General features: G+C 61.3%; 21 protein-coding genes. 14 read left to right on the forward strand and 7 right to left on the reverse strand.

Annotation, left to right across the window (positions count from 1 at the left end):
- Positions 1-16: 16 nt before the first annotated feature.
- Positions 17-2,758 (reverse strand): aconitate hydratase AcnA, encoded by a 2,742-nt coding sequence (gene acnA / locus BM416_RS10700; protein ID WP_092488004.1) that lies wholly within the window; start codon positions 2,756-2,758, stop codon positions 17-19.
- A gap of 196 nt (positions 2,759-2,954) precedes the next feature.
- Between acnA and rlmM the strand changes: the two genes are divergently transcribed.
- Positions 2,955-4,031: a 23S rRNA (cytidine(2498)-2'-O)-methyltransferase RlmM gene (rlmM, locus tag BM416_RS10705; protein WP_046490414.1), complete on the forward strand. Its 1,077-nt coding sequence runs from the start codon at positions 2,955-2,957 to the stop codon at positions 4,029-4,031.
- Positions 4,032-4,058: 27 nt separating this feature from the next.
- Positions 4,059-4,310, forward strand: a complete 252-nt coding sequence (gene tusA, locus BM416_RS10710) for a sulfurtransferase TusA (RefSeq protein WP_027604251.1) — start codon at positions 4,059-4,061, stop codon at positions 4,308-4,310.
- Here the strand turns inward: tusA and BM416_RS10715 are convergent.
- Entirely contained in the window at positions 4,307-5,701 is a 1,395-nt protein-coding gene (locus BM416_RS10715) for an MATE family efflux transporter (RefSeq protein WP_027604250.1), read from the reverse strand. The two genes, tusA and BM416_RS10715, sit on opposite strands and share 4 nt — an antisense overlap.
- Before the next feature lie 161 nt (positions 5,702-5,862).
- Here BM416_RS10715 and pdxB point away from each other — a divergent pair, with 161 nt between their 5' ends.
- Positions 5,863-7,008 carry a 4-phosphoerythronate dehydrogenase PdxB gene (gene pdxB / locus BM416_RS10720; protein ID WP_092488007.1) on the forward strand — a complete coding sequence of 382 codons (1,146 nt, stop codon included), beginning with the start codon at positions 5,863-5,865 and terminating at the stop codon, positions 7,006-7,008.
- Positions 7,009-7,062: 54 nt separating this feature from the next.
- Here the strand turns inward: pdxB and BM416_RS30565 are convergent, their stop codons facing one another.
- Positions 7,063-7,236, reverse strand: coding sequence for a PA1571 family protein (locus BM416_RS30565; RefSeq protein ID WP_027604248.1), 174 nt, complete (start codon positions 7,234-7,236; stop codon positions 7,063-7,065).
- Between the two features lie 246 nt (positions 7,237-7,482).
- Between BM416_RS30565 and BM416_RS10725 the strand changes: the two genes are divergently transcribed.
- Positions 7,483-9,267 carry an ABC transporter transmembrane domain-containing protein gene (locus tag BM416_RS10725; protein WP_175539051.1) on the forward strand — a complete coding sequence of 595 codons (1,785 nt, stop codon included), beginning with the start codon at positions 7,483-7,485 and terminating at the stop codon, positions 9,265-9,267.
- Between the two features lie 65 nt (positions 9,268-9,332).
- On the opposite strand, the gene BM416_RS10730 is transcribed toward BM416_RS10725, so the two are convergent.
- Positions 9,333-11,261 carry a transglycosylase SLT domain-containing protein gene (locus tag BM416_RS10730; protein ID WP_092488013.1) on the reverse strand — a complete coding sequence of 643 codons (1,929 nt, stop codon included), beginning with the start codon at positions 11,259-11,261 and terminating at the stop codon, positions 9,333-9,335.
- A 213-nt stretch (positions 11,262-11,474) separates the two neighbouring features.
- Here BM416_RS10730 and BM416_RS10735 point away from each other — a divergent pair, with 213 nt between their 5' ends.
- The gene (locus BM416_RS10735) at positions 11,475-13,394 is read left to right on the forward strand and encodes an ATP-binding cassette domain-containing protein (protein ID WP_092488016.1); all 1,920 of its coding nucleotides are present in this window, start codon (positions 11,475-11,477) and stop codon (positions 13,392-13,394) included.
- Between the two features lie 82 nt (positions 13,395-13,476).
- Here BM416_RS10735 and BM416_RS10740 read toward each other — a convergent pair whose 3' ends face one another.
- The gene (locus BM416_RS10740; protein WP_027604244.1) at positions 13,477-13,917 is read right to left on the reverse strand and encodes a universal stress protein; all 441 of its coding nucleotides are present in this window, start codon (positions 13,915-13,917) and stop codon (positions 13,477-13,479) included.
- A 105-nt stretch (positions 13,918-14,022) separates the two neighbouring features.
- Between BM416_RS10740 and BM416_RS10745 the strand changes: the two genes are divergently transcribed.
- The 7 genes from BM416_RS10745 (at position 14,023) to BM416_RS10775 (ending at position 22,499) form a co-directional block, all read left to right on the forward strand.
- Positions 14,023-14,460 (forward strand): hypothetical protein, encoded by a 438-nt coding sequence (locus BM416_RS10745; protein ID WP_027604243.1) that lies wholly within the window; start codon positions 14,023-14,025, stop codon positions 14,458-14,460.
- A 495-nt stretch (positions 14,461-14,955) separates the two neighbouring features.
- Positions 14,956-17,103 carry a fatty acid oxidation complex subunit alpha FadB gene (fadB, locus tag BM416_RS10750; RefSeq protein WP_092488019.1) on the forward strand — a complete coding sequence of 716 codons (2,148 nt, stop codon included), beginning with the start codon at positions 14,956-14,958 and terminating at the stop codon, positions 17,101-17,103.
- A gap of 29 nt (positions 17,104-17,132) precedes the next feature.
- Positions 17,133-18,308 carry an acetyl-CoA C-acyltransferase FadA gene (gene fadA, locus BM416_RS10755; protein WP_026136849.1) on the forward strand — a complete coding sequence of 392 codons (1,176 nt, stop codon included), beginning with the start codon at positions 17,133-17,135 and terminating at the stop codon, positions 18,306-18,308.
- A 97-nt stretch (positions 18,309-18,405) separates the two neighbouring features.
- Positions 18,406-18,642: a DUF1653 domain-containing protein gene (locus BM416_RS10760; protein ID WP_027604241.1), complete on the forward strand. Its 237-nt coding sequence runs from the start codon at positions 18,406-18,408 to the stop codon at positions 18,640-18,642.
- A 114-nt stretch (positions 18,643-18,756) separates the two neighbouring features.
- Positions 18,757-21,378, forward strand: a complete 2,622-nt coding sequence (gene topA / locus BM416_RS10765) for a type I DNA topoisomerase (protein ID WP_027604240.1) — start codon at positions 18,757-18,759, stop codon at positions 21,376-21,378.
- A 247-nt stretch (positions 21,379-21,625) separates the two neighbouring features.
- Positions 21,626-22,147 (forward strand): DUF6586 family protein, encoded by a 522-nt coding sequence (locus tag BM416_RS10770; RefSeq protein WP_027604239.1) that lies wholly within the window; start codon positions 21,626-21,628, stop codon positions 22,145-22,147.
- A gap of 118 nt (positions 22,148-22,265) precedes the next feature.
- Complete coding sequence (locus BM416_RS10775; RefSeq protein WP_010212068.1) at positions 22,266-22,499, forward strand: hypothetical protein; 234 nt, start codon at positions 22,266-22,268, stop codon at positions 22,497-22,499.
- 83 nt (positions 22,500-22,582) lie between these two features.
- Here BM416_RS10775 and sulA read toward each other — a convergent pair whose 3' ends face one another.
- A complete protein-coding gene (gene sulA / locus BM416_RS10780; protein ID WP_065939343.1) occupies positions 22,583-23,056 on the reverse strand; it encodes an SOS-induced cell division inhibitor SulA in 474 nt (157 codons plus the stop codon).
- Between the two features lie 10 nt (positions 23,057-23,066).
- A complete protein-coding gene (gene lexA / locus BM416_RS10785; protein ID WP_003172575.1) occupies positions 23,067-23,675 on the reverse strand; it encodes a transcriptional repressor LexA in 609 nt (202 codons plus the stop codon).
- Positions 23,676-23,938: 263 nt separating this feature from the next.
- Between lexA and BM416_RS10790 the strand changes: the two genes are divergently transcribed.
- Together BM416_RS10790 and nagZ are read left to right on the forward strand one after the other, a co-directional pair.
- Positions 23,939-24,646 (forward strand): TetR/AcrR family transcriptional regulator, encoded by a 708-nt coding sequence (locus BM416_RS10790; RefSeq protein ID WP_027604237.1) that lies wholly within the window; start codon positions 23,939-23,941, stop codon positions 24,644-24,646.
- A gap of 136 nt (positions 24,647-24,782) precedes the next feature.
- Entirely contained in the window at positions 24,783-25,793 is a 1,011-nt protein-coding gene (gene nagZ / locus BM416_RS10795; protein WP_092488022.1) for a beta-N-acetylhexosaminidase, read from the forward strand.
- Positions 25,794-25,869 lie beyond the last annotated feature (76 nt).

The raw sequence follows: 25,869 nt of genomic DNA on the forward strand, positions 1-25,869 counted from the left end.
TTGATCTCCTGTGTTCTTAAGAGGCAATCAACTGCCGCAGCACATAGTGCAGAATCCCCCCCGACTTGAAGTACTCCACTTCATTCAAGGTATCGATCCGGCACAGCACCTCGACCTTCTCGCTGCTGCCGTCCTCCCGGGTAATCACCAGCGTCAGGTTCATCCGCGGCACGATCTCTACCTCGGTCAGGCCGAGGATATCGATCTTCTCCTTGCCCGTAAGCTTCAGCGCCTTGCGGTTCTGATCCAGCTTGAACTGCAGCGGCAGCACGCCCATGCCCACCAGGTTGGAACGGTGAATCCGCTCGAAACTCTCGGCGATCACCGCCTTGACCCCCAGCAGGTTGGTGCCCTTGGCGGCCCAGTCGCGGCTGGAGCCGGTGCCGTATTCCTGGCCGGCGATCACCACCAGCGGTGTGCCCGAGGCTTGGTACTTCATGGCCGCATCGTAGATCGGCATTTTCTCGCCGGTGGGGATGTACAACGTATTGCCGCCTTCCTCGCCGCCAAGCATTTCATTACGGATGCGGATATTGGCGAAGGTACCCCGCATCATCACTTCATGGTTGCCCCGGCGTGAGCCGTAGGAGTTGAAGTCACGCGGCTCCACGCCTTGCTCGCGCAGGTAGCGGCCGGCGGGGCTGTCGGTCTTGATGTTGCCGGCGGGGGAAATGTGGTCGGTGGTCACCGAGTCCCCCAGCAACGCCAGTACGTGGGCGCCCTTGACGTCTTTGATCACCGGCAGAGGCCCGGCGATGTCGTCGAAGAACGGCGGGTGCTGGATGTAGGTGGAGTCTTTCTGCCACACATAGGTCGCGGCCTGAGGCACTTCAATGGCTTGCCACTGTTCGTCACCGGCAAACACCTCGGCGTATTCCTTGTGGAACATTCCGGTGCTGACTTGCGCAACGGCGTCAGCGATCTCCTGGCTGCTCGGCCAGATGTCCTTCAAATACACCGGATTACCCTGTTGATCGTTACCCAGCGGTTCGCTGCTGATATCGATGCGTACGGTCCCCGCCAAGGCGTAAGCCACCACCAGCGGCGGCGAGGCCAGCCAGTTGGTTTTCACCAGGGGGTGCACGCGGCCTTCGAAGTTGCGGTTGCCGGACAGCACCGAGGCTACGGCGAGGTCGGCCTTCTGGATGGCTTTTTCAATCGGCTCGGGCAACGGCCCGGAGTTGCCGATGCAGGTGGTGCAGCCATAGCCCACGAGGTCGAAGCCAATTTTATCCAGATACTGGGTGAGGCCCGCGGCCTTGTAGTAGTCGGTGACCACTTTGGAACCGGGCGCCAGGGAGGTCTTCACCCAGGGTTTGCGCGTGAGGCCTTTCTCCACGGCTTTTTTCGCCACCAGCCCGGCAGCCATCATCACGCTGGGGTTGGACGTGTTGGTGCAGGAGGTGATGGCGGCGATCACCACGGCGCCGTTTTTCAGGCGATAGGTCTGGCCTTCGTATTCATAGTCGGTTTCGCCCACCAGGTCGGCGTTGCCCACGGCCACACCGCCGCCGCCTTCACTTTCCAGGCGGCCTTCTTCCTTGGTGGTGGGTTTGAACTGCAGGTCGAGGAAGTCGCTGAACGCCTGGCCGACGTTGGGCAGGGACACGCGGTCCTGTGGGCGTTTCGGCCCGGCGAGGCTGGCTTCGACGCTGCCCATGTCGAGGGCCAGGCTGTCGGTGAACACCGGTTCCTGGCCAGCGTTGCGCCACAGGCCCTGGGCCTTGGTGTAGGCCTCGACCAGCTTCACGGTGGCAGCCGGGCGCCCGGACAGGCGCAGGTAGTCCAGCGTCACCTCATCCACCGGGAAAAAACCGCAGGTGGCGCCGTATTCCGGGGCCATGTTGGCGATGGTCGCGCGGTCCGCCAGGGGCAGGTCGGCCAGGCCGTCGCCGTAGAACTCGACGAATTTACCCACCACGCCTTTCTTGCGCAGCATCTGGGTGACGGTCAGCACCAGGTCGGTGGCGGTGATGCCTTCTTTCAATTTGCCGGTGAGCTTGAAGCCGATCACTTCCGGGATCAGCATCGACACTGGCTGGCCGAGCATCGCCGCTTCCGCTTCGATCCCGCCCACGCCCCAGCCGAGCACGCCGAGGCCGTTGATCATGGTGGTGTGGGAGTCGGTGCCCACCAGGGTGTCGGGGAACGCGTAGGTGCGGCCGTCCTCGTCCTTGGTCCACACGGTGCGGCCCAGGTATTCGAGGTTGACCTGGTGGCAGATGCCGGTGCCCGGCGGTACCACGCTGAAGTTGTCGAAGGCGCTCTGGCCCCAGCGCAGGAAGGCGTAGCGTTCGCCGTTGCGCTGCATTTCGATGTCGACGTTCTGCCCGAAGGCGTCGGCGTTGCCGAACTTGTCGACCATCACCGAGTGGTCGATCACCAGGTCCACCGGCGAGAGCGGGTTGATGCGCTGCGGGTCGCCACCGGCCTTGGCCACGGCGGCGCGCATGGCGGCCAGGTCGACCACGGCGGGTACGCCGGTAAAGTCCTGCATCAACACGCGGGCGGGGCGGTACTGGATCTCACGGTCGGACTGGCGTTCTTTGAGCCAGGCGGCAATGGCCTTGAGGTCGGCGCCGGTGACGGTCTTGTTGTCTTCCCAGCGCAGCAGGTTCTCCAGCAGCACCTTGAGGGACATCGGCAGCTTATCCAGGTCACCCAGGCGCTTGGCGGCTTCGGGCAGGCTGAAATAGTGGTAGGTCTTGTCGTCGATTTCTAAAGTTTTAAGGGTACTCAGGCTATCAAGGGATGACATTACATGACTCCTTATGGTCCGCACGGCTACGGACCTGACGGGACGAACAGAGCTTTCAAACTAGCGCTGTTTTCAGTAGCTGGCTAATTACTGGACTCTATGGACAGAACCAAGGTTCCGAACTCGGCTATCATGCGCGCGTTTTCATGACAGGCATTGCGATAGCGCAACGTCAGTTGAGTCACCAGGAGAGTCGATGAACACCCTTTTTATGCACTGCCGCCCGGGGTTTGAGGGCGAAGTCTGTTCCGAGATCGCGGAACACGCCGCGCGCCTGAACGTTTCCGGCTACGCCAAGGCCAAGACCGGCAGCGCCTGCGCCGAATTTGTCTGCACCGAAGAAGACGGCGCCCAGCGCCTGATGCACGGCCAGCGCTTTGCCGAGCTGATCTTCCCGCGGCAGTGGGCGCGCGGGGTGTTTATCGACCTGCCGGAAACCGACCGTATCAGCGTGATCCTCGCTCACCTGCGTGAGTTTCCGGTGTGCGGCAGCCTGTGGCTGGAGATGGTCGACACCAATGACGGCAAGGAACTCTCGAACTTCTGCAAGAAATTCGAAGTGCACCTGCGCAAAGCCTTGTTGAACGCCGGCAAGCTGGTGGACGACCCGAGCAAGCCGCGCCTGCTGTTGACCTTCAAAAGCGGCCGCGAAGTGTTCATGGGCCTGGCCGAGTCGAACAACTCGGCGATGTGGCCGATGGGCATCCCGCGCTTGAAATTCCCCCGGGACGCGCCAAGCCGCTCAACCCTGAAACTGGAAGAGGCCTGGCACCACTTTATCCCCCGCGACCAATGGGACGAGCGCCTGCATGGCGACATGACCGGTGTCGATCTGGGTGCGGCCCCTGGCGGCTGGACCTGGCAGCTGGTCAACCGTGGCATGCTGGTGACCGCCATCGATAACGGCCCCATGGCCGAAAGCCTGATGGACACCGGCCTGGTGCAGCACCTGATGGCCGACGGATTTACTTTCGTGCCCAAGCAGCCGGTGGACTGGATGGTCTGCGACATCGTCGAAAAGCCGGCGCGCAACGCGGCATTGCTGGAGACCTGGATCGGCGAAGGGTATTGCCGCGAGGCGGTGGTGAACCTGAAGTTGCCGATGAAGCAGCGTTACGCCGAGGTCAAGCGCCTGCTGGAGCGTATCGAAGACGGCTTCAAGGCGCGGGGCATTCGGGTGGAGATCGGCTGCAAACAGCTGTATCACGACCGTGAAGAAGTGACCTGCCACCTGCGTCGGCTGGTGGATGTGAAGAAAACCAAGGCCCGCTAAACTGAGCGCCGGTTTTAGGAGTAGACAATGAGCGATATTTTCGACACCGCCGTGGATGGCACCCTCGACGCAACGGGCCTCAACTGCCCTGAGCCGGTGATGATGCTGCACCAGCACATCCGCGACCTGCCGCCCGGCGGCTTGCTCAAGGTGATCGCGACCGACCCGTCGACGCGCCGCGATATTCCCAAGTTCTGCGTGTTCCTTGACCATGAACTGGTGGATCAACAGGAGCAGGCCGGTACGTACTTGTACTGGATCCGCAAAAAGGCCGATTAACCCCGCGCCTTCTCCAGGCGAATGCGCCGGCGTGCACTGCGCGCCAGGCGCACCAGCAGCATCCCCGCCGCACAGCTCAAGCCCACGATCAGCCCTTGCCACAAACCGCTCGGGCCGCTGGGTTCGCCCAGCCAGTTGCTCAGCCCCAGGGCGTACCCCACCGGCAGCCCCACGCCCCAATAGGCAAACAGGGTCAGCACCATGGTGACACGGGTGTCCTGGTAGCCCCGCAGGGCGCCGGCGGCGGTGACCTGGATCGAGTCACTGAACTGGAACAGCGCTGAAAACACGATCAGCGTCGAGGCCAGGTGGATGACAATCGGGTCCGGGGTGTAGATCGCCGCAATCTGCTCGCGAAACACCAGCATCAGGCTGCAGGACAGGCAGGCATAAGCCAGCGCCGTGCCCATGCCGACCCCTGCGGCGAAGCGTGCTTCACGCGCCTCGCCACGCCCCAGGGCCTGGCCGACGCGCACGGTGACGGCCATGCTCAGGGAATAAGGGATCATGAACACCAGTGAGCTGACGTTCAGCGCGATCTGGTGCCCCGACACAACGGTGGCGCCCAGGCTGCCGAGCAGCAGGGCGATGACGGCAAAGATGCTCGATTCGGCAAAGATCGCGATGCCGATCGGCAGGCCAATCCCCAGTACGCGCTTGATCACCGACCACTGCGGCCAGTCGAAGCGCTTGAACAGTTCACTGCTCTGGTAGGCGGCCCCCCAGCGGGTCCAGGCGGCCATGCCGAGCATCATCACCCACATCGCAATGGCCGTGGCCCAGCCGCAGCCCACGCCGCCCATGGCCGGCACGCCCAGGTGACCGTAGATGAAGATGTAGTTCAACGGAATATTCAGCGCCAACCCGCACAGGCCCATGGCCATGCTGGGCAGGGTGCGGCCCAGGCCATCACTGAAACAGCGCAGCACGTAGTAGAGGGCGATGGCCGGCATCCCGGCGGCGATGCCATGCAGGTAGCCCATGGTGGGGGCGATAAGGTCCGGCTCGACCTTCATGGCATGCAGGATTGGCTCGGCGCAGAGCAACAGCAGCGCGCCGATGATGCCGACCACCACCGCCAGCCACAGTGACTGACGCACCAATGGCCCGATTTCGCCGTAGTGGCCCGCACCGTAGCGCTGGGCGACTTTCGGCGTGGTGGCCAGCAGCGTACCGGTCATCAGCAGGTACACCGGAATCCAGATCGAGTTGCCCAGGCCCACCGCCGCCAGGTCCTGGGGGCTGACGCGCCCGGCCATCACCGCATCGACGAAGCTCATGGCCGTGGTTGCCAGTTGGCCGATCATGATCGGCAGCGCGAGCGTCAGCAGGCCACCCACTTCCCGGCTGATGCGGGCGGGGCGGGTGAGGGGGGCAGTGGCAGTGTTCACGTACGCAAGTCCAGTCAAGAGGGTGCAAGGCCGCGGATTCTACGCCTTGACGTAACGGTCAGGAAAAAACCTGTGTTAGGGATTTGTAAGCGACCTGCCAGCCCCCTCCCACATTGAAGATCGCATCCCTGTACACTGCTGATCCGCCAAAGGAGCCTGCCATGCTGATTGTTGCCGACGAAAATATCCCGCTGCTCGATGAGTTCTTCCAAGGATTTGGCGAGATTCGCCGAGTGTCCGGCCGTTCCATCGACCGCGCCACCGTCGAGCAGGCCGATGTACTGCTGGTGCGCTCGGTAACCAACGTCAACCGCGCCCTGCTGGACGGCACGCAGGTGCGTTTTGTCGGTACCTGCACCATCGGCACCGACCACCTCGACCTCGATTACTTCAAGCAGGCTGGTATCCAGTGGTCCAGCGCGCCCGGCTGCAATGCGCGGGGTGTGGTGGACTATGTGCTGGGCAGCCTGCAAACCCTGGCCGAGATCGAAGGCGCCGACCTCAACCAGCGTACCTATGGCGTCGTCGGCGCCGGTGAAGTGGGCGGGCGACTGATCGAAGTGCTCAAGGGCCTGGGCTGGAACGTGCTGGTCTGCGATCCGCCGCGGCAGATCGCCGAAGACGGCGATTACGTCAGCCTCGAGCAGATCCTCGAGCAATGCGATGTGATCAGCCTGCACACGCCGTTGACCAAATCCGGCAATGGTTCCACCTGGCACCTGTTTGATCGCGACCGCCTCAACCGCCTCAAGCCCGGCACCTGGCTGATCAACGCCAGCCGTGGCCCGGTGGTGGACAACGCCGCCCTGCGCGATGTGCTGCTGGCGCGTGAAGACCTGCAAGCGGTGCTGGACGTGTGGGAAGGCGAGCCCGAGGTGGACGTCGACCTGGCCGACCTGTGTGTGCTGGCCACCCCGCATATCGCCGGCTACAGCCTGGACGGCAAGCAGCGCGGTACGGCGCAGATCTATCAGGCGTTCTGCGCGCACCTGGGCCATGAGCCCAGCATTCAGCTGGGCGACTTGTTGCCGCAACCGTGGCTGGCCGAAGTGCACTTGAACGCATCGACCGATCCGGCCTGGGCGCTGGCGACGTTGTGCCGCAGCGTGTACGACCCGCGCCGTGATGATGCGGATTTCCGTCGCAGCCTGGTGGGCAGCGTCGAAGAACAACGCAAGGCGTTCGACGTGCTGCGCAAGCATTATCCGGAGCGTCGTGAAATCGACGGCTTGAAGGTGCGCATTGTGAATGGGGAGTCAGCGGTGTTGGCGAGCATCGTGTCCGCATTGGGCGCGGCAACCGTTTAAACACCGAACAAAAAACCCGGCCACCTGGGCCGGGTTTGAAAGAGCGTAGGCCCTTCAGCCTTGCTGGGCAGGCTTGACCAGTCGCTGTTCCAGCTCGCGGCACGCTTGCTGGATCATCTCTTCGGTAATCTGCACTTCGCGGCCCTGGGCGTCGATCACGGAGCAAGGCAAATGCTGCGGTTGGCGGATCACTTCAATCTTGGCATCGCTGCTGTTTTGCAAGGTCATGGCCTGTCTCCTCATCAGGTTGTGTACCTACTGTATAACCCCCGAGTGACCGCGCTGTTACAACTCCTTACGAGATCACCGGTTCGAACACCCAGTCCACCAGAAACCGCTGTGGATTTCCAGCCGGGCGTTAGACCGATAGCCTCTAGGGGCCAGCATCGGCGGGCATAATTAACCTGACTCATTGTTATTCGCGCAAGTTCCCCCCATGTAAGCAGGCAGGTACCAATCCTTTCCGATCAGGTGATGCCCTCCATGCTCTCAGTCCGTCAACGCCGTGCAATTCGCCTGGCCAGCCGCTTCATCGCGCCCTACCGCTGGCAGGCCATCGGTGCCCTGTTCGCGCTGATCGTCACCGCCGGCATCACCTTGTCCATGGGGCAGGGCATTCGCCTGCTGGTGGACCAGGGCTTCATGACCCAGTCGCCGCACCTGCTCAACCAGTCCATCGGGCTGTTCATGGTGCTGGTGCTGGGCTTGGCCGTGGGCACGTTTGCGCGGTTTTACCTGGTGTCGTGGATCGGTGAGCGGGTGGTGGCGGATATTCGCCGGCAGGTCTTCAACCACCTGATCTACCTACACCCAGGTTTCTACGAGAACAACCGCAGCTCGGAAATCCAATCGCGGTTGACCACCGACACCACCCTGCTGCAATCGGTGATCGGCTCGTCGTTGTCGCTGTTCCTGCGCAATGCCTTGATGGTGATCGGCGGCATCGTGCTGTTGTTCATCACCAACCCCAAGCTCACCAGCATCGTGGTGGTGGCGCTGCCGCTGGTGCTGGCGCCGATCCTGATCTTCGGCCGTCGCGTGCGCAGCCTGTCGCGCCTGAGCCAGGACCGTATTGCCGATGTGGGCAGCTACGTGTCCGAGACCCTTGGCCAGATCAAGACCGTGCAAGCCTATAACCACCAGATCCAGGACGAGCAACGCTTTGCCGTGACCGTGGAAGAGGCGTTCACCACCGCACGCAAACGCATCGCCCAGCGCGCCTGGTTGATTACCCTGGTGATCATGCTGGTGCTGGGTGCGGTGGGCGTGATGCTGTGGGTCGGCGGCATGGATGTGATCAGCGGGCGCATTTCCGGCGGCGAGCTGGCTGCGTTCGTGTTCTACAGCCTGATCGTCGGTAGCGCCGTCGGTACCCTGAGCGAAGTCCTCGGTGAACTGCAACGTGCCGCCGGTGCAGCGGAGCGCATTGGTGAGCTGTTGCAGTCGAGCAACGAGATCCAGGCGCCGGCCACGGGCAGCGTGCAGTTGCCCGAGCGCGTCAGCGGGCGCATGGAGCTGCAGGACTTGCGCTTTTCCTACCCTTCGCGGCCGGACAGCTACGCCATCGACGGTCTGAACCTGAGCATCAACCCCGGCGAAACCCTGGCACTGGTGGGGCCGTCCGGCGCGGGCAAGTCGACGATTTTCGACCTGCTGCTGCGCTTCTACGATCCCCAGCAAGGCCGCATCCTGATTGAAGGCCAGGCGCTGACCGATCTCGACCCCCTGGACCTGCGTCGCCACTTCGCCCTGGTGTCCCAGAGCCCGGCGCTGTTTTTCGGCAGCGTCGAGGAGAATATCCGCTACGGCAATCCAACGGCCACGCGCGAGCAAGTCGAAGCCGCCGCCCGCATCGCCCACGCCCACGATTTCATCCTGCAAATGCCCGACGGCTACCAGACCCACCTCGGCGACGGCGGCATGGGCCTCTCCGGCGGCCAGCGCCAACGATTGGCGATTGCCCGTGCGTTGCTGGTGGACGCGCCGATCCTGCTGCTGGACGAAGCCACCAGCGCCCTGGATGCCCAGAGTGAACACCTGATCCAGCAAGCGTTGCCGCAATTGATGCAAGGGCGCACCACGCTGGTTATCGCCCATCGACTGGCGACGGTGAAGAACGCTGACCGTATCGCGGTGATGGATCAGGGCAGGCTGGTGGCGGTGGGCACGCATCAGCAGTTGATTGCGAGCAATCCGTTATATGCGCGATTGGCGGCGTTGCAGTTCAGTGATGGGGCTGAGGAGAGCAGCGAACACTGAGTTGCGGTGCGCATAAAAAATGCCCGCATCTCTCAATGCGGGCATTTTCATTTCTGCTTCAAACCTTATTGATCATCAAAGTAGCGCTCATGCCAATCCACCAACGGCTGTGGCGAGTTGAGCTTCTGCCCGTAGATCACCGAATAAGACAGCACGTTCTGCACATACTGGCGGGTTTCGTCGAACGGGATGCTTTCCACCCAGACGTCGAAGCTCAGGTGGTCGGCGCCACGCAGCCACTGGCGCACACGGCCGGGACCGGCGTTGTAGGCGGCGGAGGCGAGGACACGGTTGCCGTTGAACTGACTGTGCACCTGGCTCAGGTAAGCCGCGCCGAGCTGGATGTTTTTGTCCGGGTCCAGCACCTGGGCGGGTGAGGCCAGGGGGATGCTGAACTTGCGCGCGGTGTCCTTGGCGGTGCCGGGCATCAGTTGCATCAGGCCGCTGGCGCCGACCCCGGAGCGGGCGTCGTCCATGAATGCGCTTTCCTGGCGGGTGATGGCAAATACCCAGCTGGAATGCAGGCCACGGACCTTGGCTTCGCGCACCAGGGTGTCGCGGTGGGCCATCGGGAAGCGGATGTCCAGGTCATCCCAGTACTGGGCCTGGCTGATGGTGCGGATCGCTGGGAAGTACCACTTCATGTCGTAGGCCAGCTTGGCCTGAGCGACCATTTCGTCACGGTTGAAGTGGCGGCTGACGTGGTACCACTCGCGGCGGCCATCCACGATCTGGCCACGGGCGTAGAACTCAAGGGCACGGCGCACACCGGGGGTGTTACGCACTTTGTTGACCAGCGCCTGGCTCATCAGCAGCGGCTTGTTCTTCAACTGGTACGGAGCCTTGGAGCGATCGGCGGCCAGGAAGCCATAGAAGTCCCGTTCCTGCGCGAGATTCTTGTACAGCACCAGGGCTTGCGGGTTTTTCGGCTCGGCCAGTTCCAGGCTGCGGGCCTGCCAGTAGCGCCAGCGGTTGGTGGTGGCCAAGTCCTGTGGGAGTTTGCGCGTCAGTTGGTAGGCGTCTTCCCAACGGGCCAGGCGCAACAGCAGGCGCAGACGCCATTCCGATACGGTGTTGTCGCGCAACTCGGGGTCGTATTTGGTCATCACCTCAAGGGCGCGCGGGTCGAAGCGCTTGGCCAGGGTCAGGCCGATTTCACGGGCGATTGCCACTTTTTCGTCACGGGAGAAGTGCATGCTGCTGGCGTAACCGTCGAGCAGGGCCATGGCCTTGTCCGGATCCTGGCGTGCCAGGCGGCGCAGGCCCAGGCCGACGGCGTCAGACATCGCCTCGGTGGCCGGCAGGAAGCGCGATGGGTCGCTGAGCATGTCGGGCTTTTGCGCCACGTCCACCATCAGGCGGCCCTGGGCGCCCAGGGTCGGCAGGGTTTTTACCAGGCTGTTGGCCAGCGGGTAATTGCGTGCTTCGGCGGCGAGTTTGGCGCGGTCCCAGATTTTTTGTTCAGTGAGTTGGCCGTCGGCGGCCCATTGGCTGAAGGTGGCATCGCAGGCGGCCGGCTGGGATTTGCCGGTCATCCAGAGTTTTTCGGTGGTCTTGTAGCCTTCAGCCTTGAGGTTGTGGGTCAGTTGGAACTGACCGTGCAGGCAGTCCAGCTCGACGAAATTAAGCTTGGGGTCGTAGTACTTTTCAAAGGTCTGCCAGTCGCCACGCTCGGCCAGCCAGCGCAACCAGCGCAGCTTCATCCAGTTGGCCTGGGGCAGGTCGCCGTTTTTGGCGAGGAATTGTTCGATTTCCTCGTTGCTGGCGGTCTTCAACCGGGCGGTCAGTTCGTCGTAGGCCAGGTAGGGCGTCAGCGGGTAGTCGGCCAGGGCCTGGCTGTATTGCATGTAGGGGCCGGTATCGCCCTTGGCCAGGGCGCGTTTGGCTTCATCGTAATATTGACGTTGGGTGGTGAGGTCCACGGCCTGGGCGGATTGAACGGCGGTGGCGGAAAGAAGCAGACAAGATAAAAAGTTGAAAAGGCGACTGCGCATGAGACGTCCGTGCAGAGAAATCACGACTAGCACCGGCACCGCCGACACTGATTGCCCCTAGCTTAGCCTTTTGCCATCGACCGGCGAAAGCTTTGCCGGGTGGTTCGTTCAAGTTCTCCGGAAATGTCCTACAGAACGTGTCGGTAGCGAAAATGCTGGCCGCATCCCACCCTCAAGTCAGGTAGAATGCGCGCCCAGTTTTTGGAGAAGCGTATGACCCTGCTCAAATTCAGCGATGTGTCCCTTGCTTTCGGCGCTATGCCGTTGTTGGACAAGGTGTCCTGGCAGATCGCCCGTGGTGAGCGGGTGTGCATCATCGGCCGCAACGGCACCGGCAAGTCCAGCATGATGAAGCTGGTAAAGGGCGATCAGAAGCCCGATGACGGCTCTGTCTGGCGTGCCCCAGGCCTCAAGATTGGCGAATTGCCGCAGGAATTGCCGGTGGCCGACGGACGGACCGTGTTCGACGTAGTTGCTGAAGGCCTGGACGGTGTCGGTGAGTTGCTTGCGCAATACCATCACCTGGCCCAGAACTGCGTCACCGAAGCCGACCTGGACAAGCTGATGCACGTCCAGCAGGACCTCGAAGCCCGTGATGGCTGGCGCCTGCAACAACTGGTCGACAGCACCTTGAGCCGCCTGCAGCTGCCGGCCGACAAGACCCTCGCCGAGTTGTCCGGCGGCTGGCGTCGTCGTGTGCTGCTGGCCCAGGCCCTGGTGTCCGAGCCGGACCTGCTGCTGCTCGACGAGCCAACCAACCACCTGGACATCGGCGCCATCGCCTGGCTGGAAGAAGCCCTCAAGGATTTCCAGGGCGCCGTGCTGTTCATCACGCACGACCGTTCCTTCCTGCAAAACCTCGCCACGCGCATCCTCGAGCTGGACCGTGGTGGCCTGATCGACTGGAACGGCGACTACGCCAGCTTCCTGGTGCACAAGGAAGCTGCGCTGTCCGCCGAAGAAACCGCCAACGCCCTGTTCGACAAGAAACTGGCCCAGGAAGAAGTCTGGATCCGCCAGGGCATCAAGGCGCGCCGCACCCGTAACGAAGGCCGCGTGCGTGCCCTCAAGGCCCTGCGCGTTGAGCGCAGCGAACGTCGCGAGCGCACCGGCAAGGCCAATATCCAGCTGGATACCGCCGATAAGTCGGGCAAGCAGGTCATGGTGCTGGAGAACGTCAGCTTCCATCACCCGGATGGTCCGTTCCTGATCAAGGACTTCTCCATGGTCCTGCAGCGCGGCGACCGTATCGGCCTGTTGGGTGCCAACGGTACCGGCAAGACCACCTTGCTCAAGCTGATGCTCAATGGTCTGCAGCCGACCAGCGGCACGGTGGAAGAGGGCACACGCATCGACGTGGCCTACTTCGACCAGTTGCGCCATCAGTTGGACCTGGAAAAGACCGTGATCGACAACGTCGCCGAAGGCCGCGACTTTATCGATATCGACGGCCAGAGCCGCCACGTACTCAGCTACCTGGGCGATTTCCTGTTCAGCCCGCAACGTGCGCGTACGCCAGTGAAGGCCTTGTCCGGTGGCGAGCGTGCGCGCCTGCTGCTGGCCAAGCTGTTCAGCAAGCCGGCCAACCTGTTGGTGCTCGACGAACCGACCAACGACCTCGACGTGGAAACCCTCGAGCTGCTGGAAGAGGTCCTGCTGACCTTCAACGGCACTGTGCTGATGGTCAGCCACGACCGGGCATTCCTCGACAACGTGGTCACCAGCACCCTGGTCTTCGAAGGTGAAGGCAAGGTGCGCGAATACGTCGGTGGTTACCAGGACTGGCTGCGTCAGGGCGGCTCGCCGCGTCTGTTGGGCGTGACCGAGAGCAAGTCCGGCAAGGCCGACCTGGCCTCCGCTGTGGTGGCTCCGGTGGAAGCGGCTGCACCGGCCCAGGAAGCGGCACCGGCGACCAAGAAGAAACTCAGCTACAAGCTGCAGCGTGAGCTGGAAGCCTTGCCGGGTGATATCGACGCCAAGGAACAGCAGATCGCCGCGGTAGAAGCGGAAATGGCTGACGCGGGTTTCTACCTGCGTCCGGCAGCGGAAACCGCCAAGGTCATCGCCTCCCTGGAGACGTTGAACCAGGAGCTGGAAGTGCTGGTCGAGCGTTGGGCCGAGCTGGATGCCTGAGTGACCTTCGTGCAATAAAAAAGCCCGGCGCCCTAATATGGGCGCCGGGCTTTTTCATATGAAATGCGGTTCAAATGTGGCCTTAAGAGGTTTTTACCAGCCTGACGGCCAGTACATCGCACGGCGCACCGTGCAGCACATCATTGGCAGTGGAGCCCAGCAGCAACGCCAAACCATGACGGCCATGGCTGCCGACCACGATCAGGTCGCAATGCTGCTCCTTGGCCAGGTGGTGGATTTCCTGGCGCGGTTGGCCGTAGGTGAGGTGGGAGTTTTCCTTGGTCACTTCGGGGTATTTGACGATCAGGCGGTCAAGGCGCTCCTTGGCCTGGTCGAACTGTTGTTGCTGCAATTGGGAAAGGTCCATGGGCACGTCGCCGCCAAAGGCCATGGCCATGGGCTCGACGATATGCACCAGTGACAGTTTTGCGCCACTGGCAACGGCAAACGCTCGGGCGCGCTTGATCACTGGATCGCACTCTTCGGTCAGGTCTACGGCGACCAGAATATGTTCGTAGGACATGGGGCGTTCCTCCAGGGGACTGCAATAGATTCAGTATGGCTGCTTTCAAGCGGATAGGGTTGCGTCAGGTCAAATCCGCTCATCAGAAAAATCGGGAGTACACATATGACGGTCTGGATAGTGGTGTCAATCCTTGTCGTGGTTCTGAGCCCCCTGGCATGGCTGCGCCCATCGCGCCATCAGAGCGGGCGCATGGCCTTGCGCATGGAGGCACGCCGCATCGGCCTGGCCATGCAACTGGCGCCCCAGGAGTGGCCGCACTGGCTCAAGCAAGAGCCGCCGAGCCCCTGTGCGCAGTATTGCCGACCCCGGCGCGGCAGTATGCCGGCCGTTTGGAGCTACTGGCAGCTGGAGCCGGGCGTGTGGGTCAATCAGTGGCGCGAAGTGTGTGTGGACGAGAAGTTGTTGCCGCATTTTGCAACGCTGCCGGCGAATGTCTACAAGGTAGAGGCGGACAAGCAAATGATCGCCCTTTACTGGGGCGAGAAGGGCGAGGCGAGCGACCTGCTGGCCATTGATACATTGCTCAAGGCCCTGGCCTGATGCCTGTGTGTCAAACCCCAGGCAATAAAAAGCCCGAAAGCATCATCGGGCTGGAGTTGGCCAGGCAGGCCGGTAAATCCGGGTTTCCTGCGTCGGATGTTCATCCAGGCGCATTACGGTTGTCGCTAGCCTAGCGGCATATCCGGTTCTGTACAGCGGTTTTCCCTATCTTTTTCATTATTGATTTCGTGAATAGTTGAATATTGACGAATCGCGGGCCTGGCCCCGGGGTTCTGAAATGACTGGAAAGTCGTGTTTTTCCTAGCCTTTCGAGCGATTGACAATTGCTCGGAATTGGATGAAGGTGGCGTACCCAAATCAAACGGGCGTATGAATTGAGCGTTTGTCTGTCAGACCGCTCATACAGAACCCCGACTATCGCATTGGCGGGTGTGCCTGGCGGATTGGCCTGAGCATTGACGAAATTATCAATGTCCAAGCATAGGCCAGCGTCCAATGTGTACTGTTCAGCTTCCATATCGTGGAGATCAGTTGATGATTTACGAAGGTAAAGCCATCACGGTTAAGGCTCTTGAAAGTGGCATCGTCGAACTGAAGTTCGACCTCAAGGGTGAGTCCGTCAACAAGTTCAACCGTCTAACCCTGAACGAACTGCGTCAGGCCGTAGACACCATCAAGGCTGATGCATCGATCAAAGGCGTGATCGTCTCCAGCGGCAAGGACGTGTTTATCGTCGGCGCTGACATCACCGAATTCGTCGACAACTTCAAGCTGCCCGATGCCGAGCTGGTGGCTGGCAACCTCGAAGCCAACAAGATTTTCAGCGATTTCGAAGACCTCAACGTACCCACCGTTGCCGCGATCAATGGCATCGCGCTGGGCGGCGGCCTGGAAATGTGCCTGGCGGCGGACTTCCGCGTCATGGCGGCCACCGCCAAGATCGGCCTGCCTGAAGTCAAGCTGGGCATCTACCCAGGCTTCGGCGGCACCGTGCGCCTGCCGCGCATCATTGGTGCCGACAACGCCATCGAGTGGATTGCCGCCGGCAAGGAAAACCGTGCCGAAGACGCGCTGAAAGTCGGTGCCGTCGACGCCGTGGTGGCTCCGGACAAACTGGCCGAAGCCGCGCTGAACCTGATCAAGGGCGCCATCAGCGGCGAATTTGACTACAAGGCCAAGCGTCAGCCGAAGCTGGAAAAACTCAAGCTCAACGCCATCGAACAAATGATGTCGTTCGAAACCGCCAAGGGTTTCGTGGCTGGCCAGGCCGGCCCGAACTACCCGGCGCCGGTTGAAGCGATCAAGACCATCCAGAAGGCCGCGAACTTCGGTCGCGACAAAGCCCTGGAAGTGGAAGCGGCAGGCTTCGTCAAACTGGCCAAGACCTCTGCTGCCCAGAGCCTGATCGGCCTGTTCCTGAATGACCAGGAACTGAAGAAAAAGGCCAAGGCCTACGACGAAATCGCCAAGGACGTGAAACAGGCTGCCGTGCTCGGCGCCGGTATCATGGGCGGCGGTATCGCCTATCAGTCGGCGTCCAAAGGCACGCCGATCCTGATGAAGGACATCAACGAACACGGTATCGAACAGGGCCTGGCCGAAGCCGCCAAGCTGCTGGTCGGCCGCGTTGATAAAGGTCGTATGACGGCTGCGAAGATGGCTGAAGTGCTTAACGGTATTCGTCCTACGCTGTCCTACGGCGATTTCGGCCATGTCGACCTGGTGGTCGAAGCGGTTGTCGAGAATCCGAAGGTCAAGCAGGCGGTACTGGCTGAAGTTGAAGGCCACGTCAAAGACGACACCATCCTGGCGTCTAACACCTCGACCATTTCCATTTCGCTGCTGGCCAAGGCCCTCAAGCGTCCGGAAAACTTCGTCGGCATGCACTTCTTCAACCCGGTACACATGATGCCGCTGGTGGAAGTGATCCGTGGCGAGAAGTCCAGCGAGCTGGCCATTGCCACCACCGTTGCCTACGCCAAGAAAATGGGCAAGAACCCGATCGTGGTCAACGACTGCCCGGGCTTCCTGGTCAACCGCGTGCTGTTCCCGTACTTCGGCGGTTTCGCCAAGCTGGTCAGCGCCGGTGTGGACTTCGTGCGCATCGACAAGGTCATGGAAAAATTCGGCTGGCCAATGGGCCCGGCGTACCTGATGGACGTGGTCGGCATCGACACCGGCCACCACGGTCGTGACGTGATGGCTGAGGGCTTCCCGGATCGCATGAAAGACGACCGCCGTTCGGCGATCGACGCGCTCTACGAGGCCAAGCGCCTGGGCCAGAAGAACGGCAAGGGCTTCTACGCCTACGAGGCGGACAAGAAGGGCAAGCAGAAGAAAGTGGCCGACCCGTCGGTGCACGAAGTGCTGGCTCCGGTCATCTACGAACAGCGTGAGGTGTCCGATGAGGACATCATCAACTGGATGATGATCGCCCTGTGCCTGGAAACCGTGCGTTGCCTGGAAGACGGCATCGTTGAAACCGCCGCCGAAGCCGATATGGGCCTGGTGTACGGTATTGGCTTCCCTCCATTCCGTGGTGGTGCGCTGCGTTACATCGACTCGATCGGTGTGGCCGAGTTCGTTGCCCTGGCTGATCAATACGCTGATCTGGGCCCGCTGTACCACCCGACCGCGAAGCTGCGTGAGATGGCCAAGACCGGCCAGCGCTTCTTCGGTTAAGTGCCCAGACGACTAGAGCGAGAATATTTATGAGCTTGAATCCAAGAGACGTCGTGATTGTCGACTTCGGTCGTACGCCGATGGGCCGCTCCAAGGGCGGCATGCACCGCAACACCCGCGCTGAAGACATGTCGGCGCACCTGATCAGCAAGTTGCTGGAACGCAACGTCAAGGTCGACCCGAACGAAGTCGAAGACGTGATCTGGGGCTGCGTCAACCAGACCCTGGAGCAGGGCTGGAACATCGCGCGCATGGCGTCGCTGATGACGCAGATCCCGCACACGGCAGCCGGCCAGACCGTCAGCCGCCTGTGTGGCTCGTCCATGAGTGCGCTGCACACCGCCGCCCAGGCGATCATGACCGGCAACGGTGATGTGTTCGTGGTCGGTGGCGTGGAGCACATGGGCCACGTCAGCATGATGCACGGCGTCGATCCTAACCCGCACATGTCGCTGTACGCGGCAAAAGCCTCGGGCATGATGGGCCTGACCGCGGAAATGCTCGGCAAGATGCACGGCATTACCCGTGAAGCCCAGGATGCGTTCGGCGTGCGTTCCCACCAGCTCGCCCACAAGGCGACCGTGGAAGGCAAGTTCAAGGATGAAATCATCCCGATGAACGGCTACGACGAGAACGGCTTCCTCAAGCTGTTCGACTACGACGAAACCATTCGTCCGGATACCACCCTGGAAAGCCTGGCGGCCCTCAAGCCTGCCTTCAATCCAAAGGGCGGCACCGTGACGGCGGGTACTTCGTCGCAAATCACCGACGGCGCCTCGTGCATGATCGTAATGTCGGCGCAGCGTGCCCAGGACCTCGGCATCCAGCCGCTGGCGGTGATTCGTTCGATGGCGGTGGCGGGTGTAGACCCGGCAATCATGGGCTATGGTCCAGTACCGGCGACACAAAAAGCCTTGAAGCGCGCGGGCCTGACCATCTCCGATATCGACTTCTTCGAGCTCAACGAAGCTTTCGCTGCACAGGCCCTGCCGGTGCTGAAAGATTTGAAAGTGCTCGACAAGATGAACGAGAAGGTTAACCTGCACGGCGGTGCGATTGCCCTGGGCCACCCATTCGGTTGCTCCGGTGCGCGTATTTCCGGCACTTTGCTTAACGTGATGAAGCAAAATGGCGGTAACCTTGGGGTTGCAACCATGTGCATTGGTCTCGGCCAAGGCATCTCCACCGTCTTCGAACGCGTCTAAGCGTTGAGTCGACGGAAGCCGGGGCCCAGTGCCCCGGTTTTTGTTTTTTGGAATTTTTAATATTTTTTTTCAACAAATTTTGTAAGGGGGCCAGAGCATGAAAGTCGAACCAGGGCTCTACCAACATTATAAAGGTCCGCAGTACCGCGTTTTCAGCGTGGCACGGCATTCCGAGACCGAAGAAGAAGTGGTGTTCTACCAAGCACTGTATGGCGATTACGGCTTTTGGGTGCGCCCCTTGAGCATGTTCCTGGAGACCGTCGAAGTTGACGGCGAGCAGGTCCCGCGCTTTGCTTTGGTCCAGGTCGAACCCAGTCTTTTTTCAGGGCAATAACGGCAGGTCGCGCAGAATGCTGCGCTTGACCTCACCTTGTTGCCACTATATATAGCGTTGCCGCGTCAGGCGCCAACTGCCTTTCACTTCTCGAATTCAGGAATTTTCCGATCCATGGGCAAATCGCTGGTCATTGTGGAATCCCCGGCTAAGGCCAAGACCATCAACAAGTACTTGGGCAACGAGTACGTGGTGAAGTCGAGTATCGGCCATATCCGAGACCTGCCCACCAGCGGTTCGGCTAGCGCCAGCAAGGAGCCTGCCGCCAAGCGCGGCAAGGCGGCCGCGGGCGAAGGTCCGGTGCTCACGCCTAAAGAGAAAGCGCGCAAGCAACTGGTCTCGCGCATGGGTGTGGACCCGGATCATGGCTGGAAGGCCAAGTACGAAATCCTTCCGGGCAAGGAAAAGGTCATCGAAGAGCTGCGCCGGCTCGCCAAGGATGCCGACACCATCTATCTCGCAACGGACTTGGACCGCGAAGGGGAAGCCATTGCCTGGCACCTGCGGGAAGCCATCGGCGGTGATGACAGCCGCTACAAGCGTGTGGTGTTCAACGAAATCACCAAGAAAGCCATCCAGGAAGCCTTCTCCAAGCCGGGCGAACTGGACATCGATCGCGTCAACGCCCAGCAGGCCCGTCGTTTCCTCGACCGCGTCGTGGGCTACATGGTCTCGCCGCTGCTGTGGGCCAAGATCGCCCGTGGCCTGTCCGCCGGCCGTGTGCAATCGGTAGCGGTCAAGCTGGTGGTGGAGCGCGAGCGTGAGATCCGTGCGTTCAACCCCGAGGAATACTGGGAAGTCCACGCCGACCTGGGCACCGCCAAGGGCGCCAACGTGCGCTTCGAAGTGGCCCGTGAGAAAGGCGAGGCGTTCAAGCCGCTGAACGAAGCCCAGGCCATGGCCGCGCTGGAAAAGCTCAAGGCCTCCAGCTACAGCATCGTCAAGCGTGAAGACAAACCGACCAGCAGCAAGCCGTCGGCACCGTTCATCACCTCCACCCTGCAGCAGGCCGCAAGTAACCGCCTGGGCTTCGGGGTGAAGAAAACCATGATGATGGCCCAGCGTCTGTACGAAGCCGGCTACATCACTTATATGCGTACCGACTCCACCAACCTGTCGCAAGACGCGGTGGCCATGGCGCGTACCTATATTGAAAGCGAATTCGGCAAGAAGTACCTGCCGGAGAAGCCGAATGTCTACAGCAGCAAAGAAGGCGCCCAGGAGGCGCACGAAGCGATTCGTCCTTCCGATGCCAACACCGAGCCAAGCAAGCTGAGTGGCATGGAACGCGACGCTGAGCGCCTCTACGAGCTGATCTGGCGCCAGTTCCTGGCTTGCCAGATGCTGCCGGCGCAATACCTGTCCACCACTGTCAGTGTCGGCGCCGGGGACTTCGAGCTGCGCGCCAAGGGCCGTATCCTCAAGTTCGACGGCTACACCCGCGTGATGCCGCAGATCGCCAAGCCTGGCGATGACGATGTGCTGCCGGACATGGCCCAGGGCGACACGTTGAAGCTGATCAAGCTCGACCCGTCCCAGCACTTCACCAAGCCGCCGGCGCGTTATTCGGAAGCCAGCCTGGTGAAAGAGATGGAGAAGCGCGGTATCGGTCGTCCGTCGACCTACGCGGCGATCATCTCCACCATCCAGGACCGTGGCTACGTCGCGCTGCACAACCGTCGTTTCTATTCGGAAAAGATGGGCGATATCGTTACCGAGCGCCTGTCCGAGAGCTTTTCCAACCTGATGGACTACGGCTTTACCGCCGGTATGGAAGAGAACCTCGATGACGTGGCCCAGGGCGAGCGCGACTGGAAAAACGTGCTCGACGAGTTCTACGGCGACTTCAAGAAAAAACTCGAAGTGGCCGAAAGCCCTGAGAGCGGCATGCGTGCCAACCAGCCGGTGATGACCGACATCCCGTGCCTGACCTGTGGCCGTCCGATGCAGATTCGTACCGCATCCACCGGCGTGTTCCTCGGTTGCTCGGGCTACAGCCTGCCGCCGAAAGAGCGCTGCAAGGCCACCGTCAACCTGGTGCCGGGCGATGAAATCGCCGCCGACGACGAGGGTGAATCCGAGTCGCTGGTACTGCGTGGCAAGCACCGCTGCCCGATCTGCAGCACGGCGATGGATGCCTACCTGCTGGACGAGAAGCACAAGCTGCATATCTGCGGTAACAACCCGGATTGCGACGGCTACGAGATCGAAGAGGGCAGCTACCGCATCAAGGGCTATGAAGGCCCGAGCCTGGAATGCGACAAGTGCGGCAGCGAGATGCAGCTCAAGACCGGCCGCTTCGGCAAGTTCTTCGGTTGCACCAACCCGACCTGCAAGAACACGCGCAAACTGCTGAAAAGCGGTGATGCGGCGCCGCCGAAGATGGACCCGGTGAAGATGCCGGAACTCAAGTGCGAGAAGGTCAACGACACCTACATCCTGCGTGATGGCGCCTCGGGCCTGTTCCTGGCGGCCAGCCAGTTCCCGAAAAACCGCGAGACCCGAGCGCCGTTGGTGCTGGAGATCGTGCCGCACAAGGACGAGATCGATCCGAAGTACCACTTCCTGTGTGAAGCGCCGAAGAAGGATCCTGATGGCCGCCCAGCCGTGATCCGCTATAGCCGCAAGACCAAGGAGCAGTACGTGCAGACCGAAGTGGACGGCAAGCCTACCGGCTGGAAAGCGTTCTACGACGGTGGCAAGTGGAAGGTCGAGGACAAGCGCCAGGGCGCTTGACCCGTCGGATGCGCTGAAGATCCAATGTGGGAGGGGGCTTGCCCCCGATAGCGGTATATCAGTCGACATGTGTATGACTGATGCTTCGCTATCGGGGGCAAGCCCCCTCCCACATTTGGATCTGTTTGGATCTGAAAGTCGAGTTTTGACCCGCATAAGCAGCGGTTTATTGCACTTGCAGTAGGTTCGGCTGATCCGTGACACTGTTCAGCCAGCATCACGCTTATTCGTTGTGGAGATTGCCGTTATGGCCAACGAGCTCTATACCCGTACCAATCAGAAAATTTATTTTGCGGGTTTGTCCCTGGAAGCCCTTGGCCGTGCCGAGGAGGGGAAGGAGATGAACGCGATCGCGCTGGTCCAGGCCGGTCGTGAAGCTGCGTTGTTCCACCTGTATGGTGCGTTACTGGGCTTGTGTCATGAGATCGCCGGGTTCTACCGTTTGCCCCAGGCCGGTTCGCCCCGTGCGGAAATGATCATGAATCGTGAGGTGCTGGAAAGCATGGCGATCCCTGAGCTGGCCGAGCTGGTGGAAATGGCACAGAGCCCTGACAGCTGGGTCGCGCGTCTGCTGAAGGCCCATGCGGATATGTTTCAGCCGCCCCGTGTTCCCCATGTGCCCAAGGGCGATGTGACCCAGCCCTTGATCGTGGCGGTGGCGCTGGAAGAGGAAGAGCCCGAGCCACTGAGTCGCGAAGAGTTGGAAGGCTGGCGTCAGGCGCTGAAAAAGATGGCATTGCGCTTTCGTGAAGGTTTGAACGAGTGCTGAACGTTGGTCGGATTCACATGGCACCGTTCATCAAGCCGTAAAGAAACCCCTTCAGATCCTCAGCGAGGCCGGGCGGATGACTGATATAATCCCGGCCTTTCGTGGAGAACAGACTTTTATGCCGACGTCCTTTCTGGAAATTGTTGAGTTGCCTGACGGCCGAATCGAGCTGCGCCGGGCCGAGGACGAAGGTTCTCTGGTTATCCTGGATTTTTCCGAGGACGCCAAGGTGTTCCTGCAGGGCCAGCACGTGGAAGTGGCAAAAGCCATGTTGAGCGTTGGTGTGCAGATGGCCGGTCGCCTGGCAGAAGGCGAGCCCGAGAAAGAAGACGGCCCGCGCGTTCTTCACTGAGTGTGGCAAGTGGGTTCGCTGTTGTGGCAAGCCCGCTCACCACAACAGGCCCCCTCCACAGGGATAGCCTGCGGCACACAGAATTAACCCAATCGAATATTCAAGCTCTGTGCATCGCCGGTACGCGCTGCGCTGATCAGCTGTGCCTTGGCAGTGGCATTCAGCGGGTTGAGCCAGCTCACCACGGTGTGGCTACGGCCCAGGCGCAAGGCTTCACAGGTCAACTGCTGAGCACTTTGCGCACCGCGTGGTTGCAGCAACAGGATGCGCTCGCGATTGAGGCCGGCATCCCGCAGCCAGGCCTGGGTCAGGCTGGCGGGCGGAGCGATCAGCGTCAACCAGCGTGCATCCTGTTCCTCGCTCAGTTCACGAAGAATCGGCGCCAGCAGGCTCAGGCAGCTCCCGGCCGCACCGCGCAACGACAGTTCACTGAACGCCTCAGGTTCGGCGCCCCAGGGCGCCTCGACCGTTTCCTTGAGGATGGGCGCAAGGGGTTGGGCCATAAAGGCCTCGAACAGCGACAGTTGTGTGTGTTGGGGGGTGTGCACGAGCTGCATGATGCCTCCTTTAGCGGCGAATGACGCCGACGCTCAGGCCTTCGATCACCAGGTCCTGATCTTTCAGGTTCACTTCAATCGGGGCGAACTCAGGGTTCTCGGCCAGGAGCCAGACCTTGCTGCCTTCGCGCTTGAAGCGTTTGACGGTGACTTCATCGCCGATACGGGCGACAACGATCTGGCCATTACGGGCTTCGCGGGTAGTGTGGACGGCCAGCAGGTCGCCATCGAAAATACCCACGTCCTTCATGCTCATGCCATGTACCCGTAACAGGTAGTCGGCGCGAGGGTGGAAGAAGGTCGGGTTGATGTTGCAGGATTCCTCGACGTGCTGCTGCGCCAGGATGGGCGCACCGGCGGCGACGCGACCGATGATCGGCAGTGTCGATTCGTCGGCCTTGGCTTCGAAGCCAGGGATGCGAATACCCCGTGAAGCACCGGGGGTCATCTCGATCGCGCCTTTGCGAGCGAGGGCCTTGAGGTGTTCTTCGGCGGCGTTGGGGGACTTGAACCCCAGTTCCAGCGCAATTTCGGCTCGTGTCGGCGGGTAGCCGTTGTCATCGAGGCAGCGCTTGATAAAAGCCAGAATCTCAGCTTGGCGTGGCGTCAGTTTTAGCATGTTGATCGCTCTGTCTTTTTATACAGTGACTGGGATTATATACAGTGAACTGCGCTTGGCAATCATCCTTTTCTACGCCTCCGCTGGACGGTCATTCGTTAGCTGTCCTACAAGGCAGAGATAGCGCTGCCTACAGACCTGGGAGTATGTGATTAAATAGCGATGAAATAGATGACTGCCCGGCCGGAAAGCGAACTTGCAGGCTTGACAAGACACACCCTGAAACGTATGTTTCAAACAAGTGTTTGTCAGGCGGAGTATCCATGGCCCAGTCGGAAACCGTTGAACGCATTCTCGATGCTGCCGAGCAATTGTTCGCGGAAAAAGGATTTGCTGAAACTTCATTGCGGCTGATCACCAGCAAGGCCGGGGTCAACCTCGCCGCGGTGAACTACCATTTCGGCTCGAAAAAGGCCCTGATCCAGGCGGTATTCTCGCGCTTTTTGGGGCCGTTCTGTGCCAGCCTCGACCGTGAACTCGAGCGCCGCCAGGCCAAGGCCGACCACAAGCCGACCCTGGAAGACCTGCTGGAAATGCTCGTGGAGCAGGCGCTGGTGGTTCAGCCACGCAGCGGCAATGACCTGTCGATCTTCATGCGCCTGTTGGGCCTGGCATTCAGCCAGAGCCAGGGCCACTTGCGCCGTTACCTGGAAGACATGTACGGCAAGGTATTCCGCCGCTATATGTTGCTGGTCAACGAAGCCGCCCCGCGTATTCCGCCTATCGAACTGTTCTGGCGCGTGCACTTCATGCTCGGTGCGGCCGCATTCAGCATGTCCGGGATCAAGGCGTTGCGTGCGATTGCCGAGACCGATTTCGGCGTGAACACTTCCATTGAACAGGTGATGCGCCTGATGGTGCCGTTCCTTGCCGCCGGCATGCGCGCTGAAACCGGCGTGACCGACTCGGCCATGGCTGCCGCCCAATTGCGCCCGCGCAGTAAATCCACGCCAGCTGCCGCCAAGGTTTGACCGCTCCGGGTGTGCGCGGCCGCTTGCATCCGCTAAGCTAGCTGCCCATGCCGAATTCAGCTATTTACTCGCAACCTGTTGTCCTCACTGCGCCTGGTGGGGTCAACGGGTTGTGTGCGTTATTTAAGGAAGGTTTATGACTGCTGCCCTGCAAGGTTCTTTGATGGTCGACGTGGCCGGTACTTGGCTGACGGTCGAGGATCGCCACCTGTTGCGCCAGCCTGAAGTCGGTGGCCTGATCATTTTTGCGCGCAATATCGAGCACCCACGGCAGGTGCGGGAATTGAGCGCGGCGATTCGTGCGGTGCGCCCGGACCTGCTGCTGGCGGTCGACCAGGAAGGCGGTCGCGTACAGCGCCTGCGCCAGGGCTTTGTGCGCCTGCCGGCCATGCGCGCGTTGGCGGACAACCCCAACGCCGAGTACCTGGCCGAGCAGTGCGGCTGGATCATGGCCACTGAAGTACTGGCGGTCGGTCTCGACCTGAGCTTCGCCCCGGTACTGGACCTGGACTACCAGCGCAGCGCCGTGGTCGGCACCCGTTCCTTCGAGGGCGATCCCGAGCGCGCCGCCGTGCTTGCCGGTGCCTTTATCCGAGGCATGAACAGCGCCGGCATGGCCGCCACCGGTAAACACTTCCCGGGTCATGGCTGGGCCGAGGCTGATTCCCACGTCGCGATTCCCAACGATGAACGCAGCCTGGAACAGATTCGCGCCAATGACCTGGTGCCTTTCGCACGCCTGAGCAAGCAGTTGGCGGCAGTGATGCCGGCGCATGTTATCTACCCGCAGGTGGATGCGCAGCCTGCCGGCTTCTCACGCCGCTGGTTGCAGGACATCCTGCGCGGCGAGTTGCAGTTCGATGGGGTGATTTTCAGCGATGACCTGTCGATGGCCGGTGCCCATGTGGTCGGCGACGCTGCCAGTCGGATCGAGGCGGCGCTGACCGCCGGTTGCGACATGGGGCTGGTGTGCAACGACCGTGCGGCGGCTGAGCTGGCGCTGAGTGCGGCGCAGCGCATGAAGGTCACGCCGTCGGCCCGCATCGCGCGTATGCGTGGGCAGGCGATTGCTTCGACTGACTATAAACAGGACCCACGTTGGTTAACGGCCCTGGCTGCTCTGAGAGCCGCTCAACTCATCGACTAATGCGTAGCAGCTGCCGAGCGCAAGCGAGGCTGCGTCAGGCGCGCTGATGATCCAGGACCGAGTCGCGGCCTACGCA

The sequence above is a fragment of the Pseudomonas sp. NFACC42-2 genome, from assembly GCF_900116055.1.
Taxonomy (GTDB): domain Bacteria; phylum Pseudomonadota; class Gammaproteobacteria; order Pseudomonadales; family Pseudomonadaceae; genus Aquipseudomonas; species Aquipseudomonas marginalis.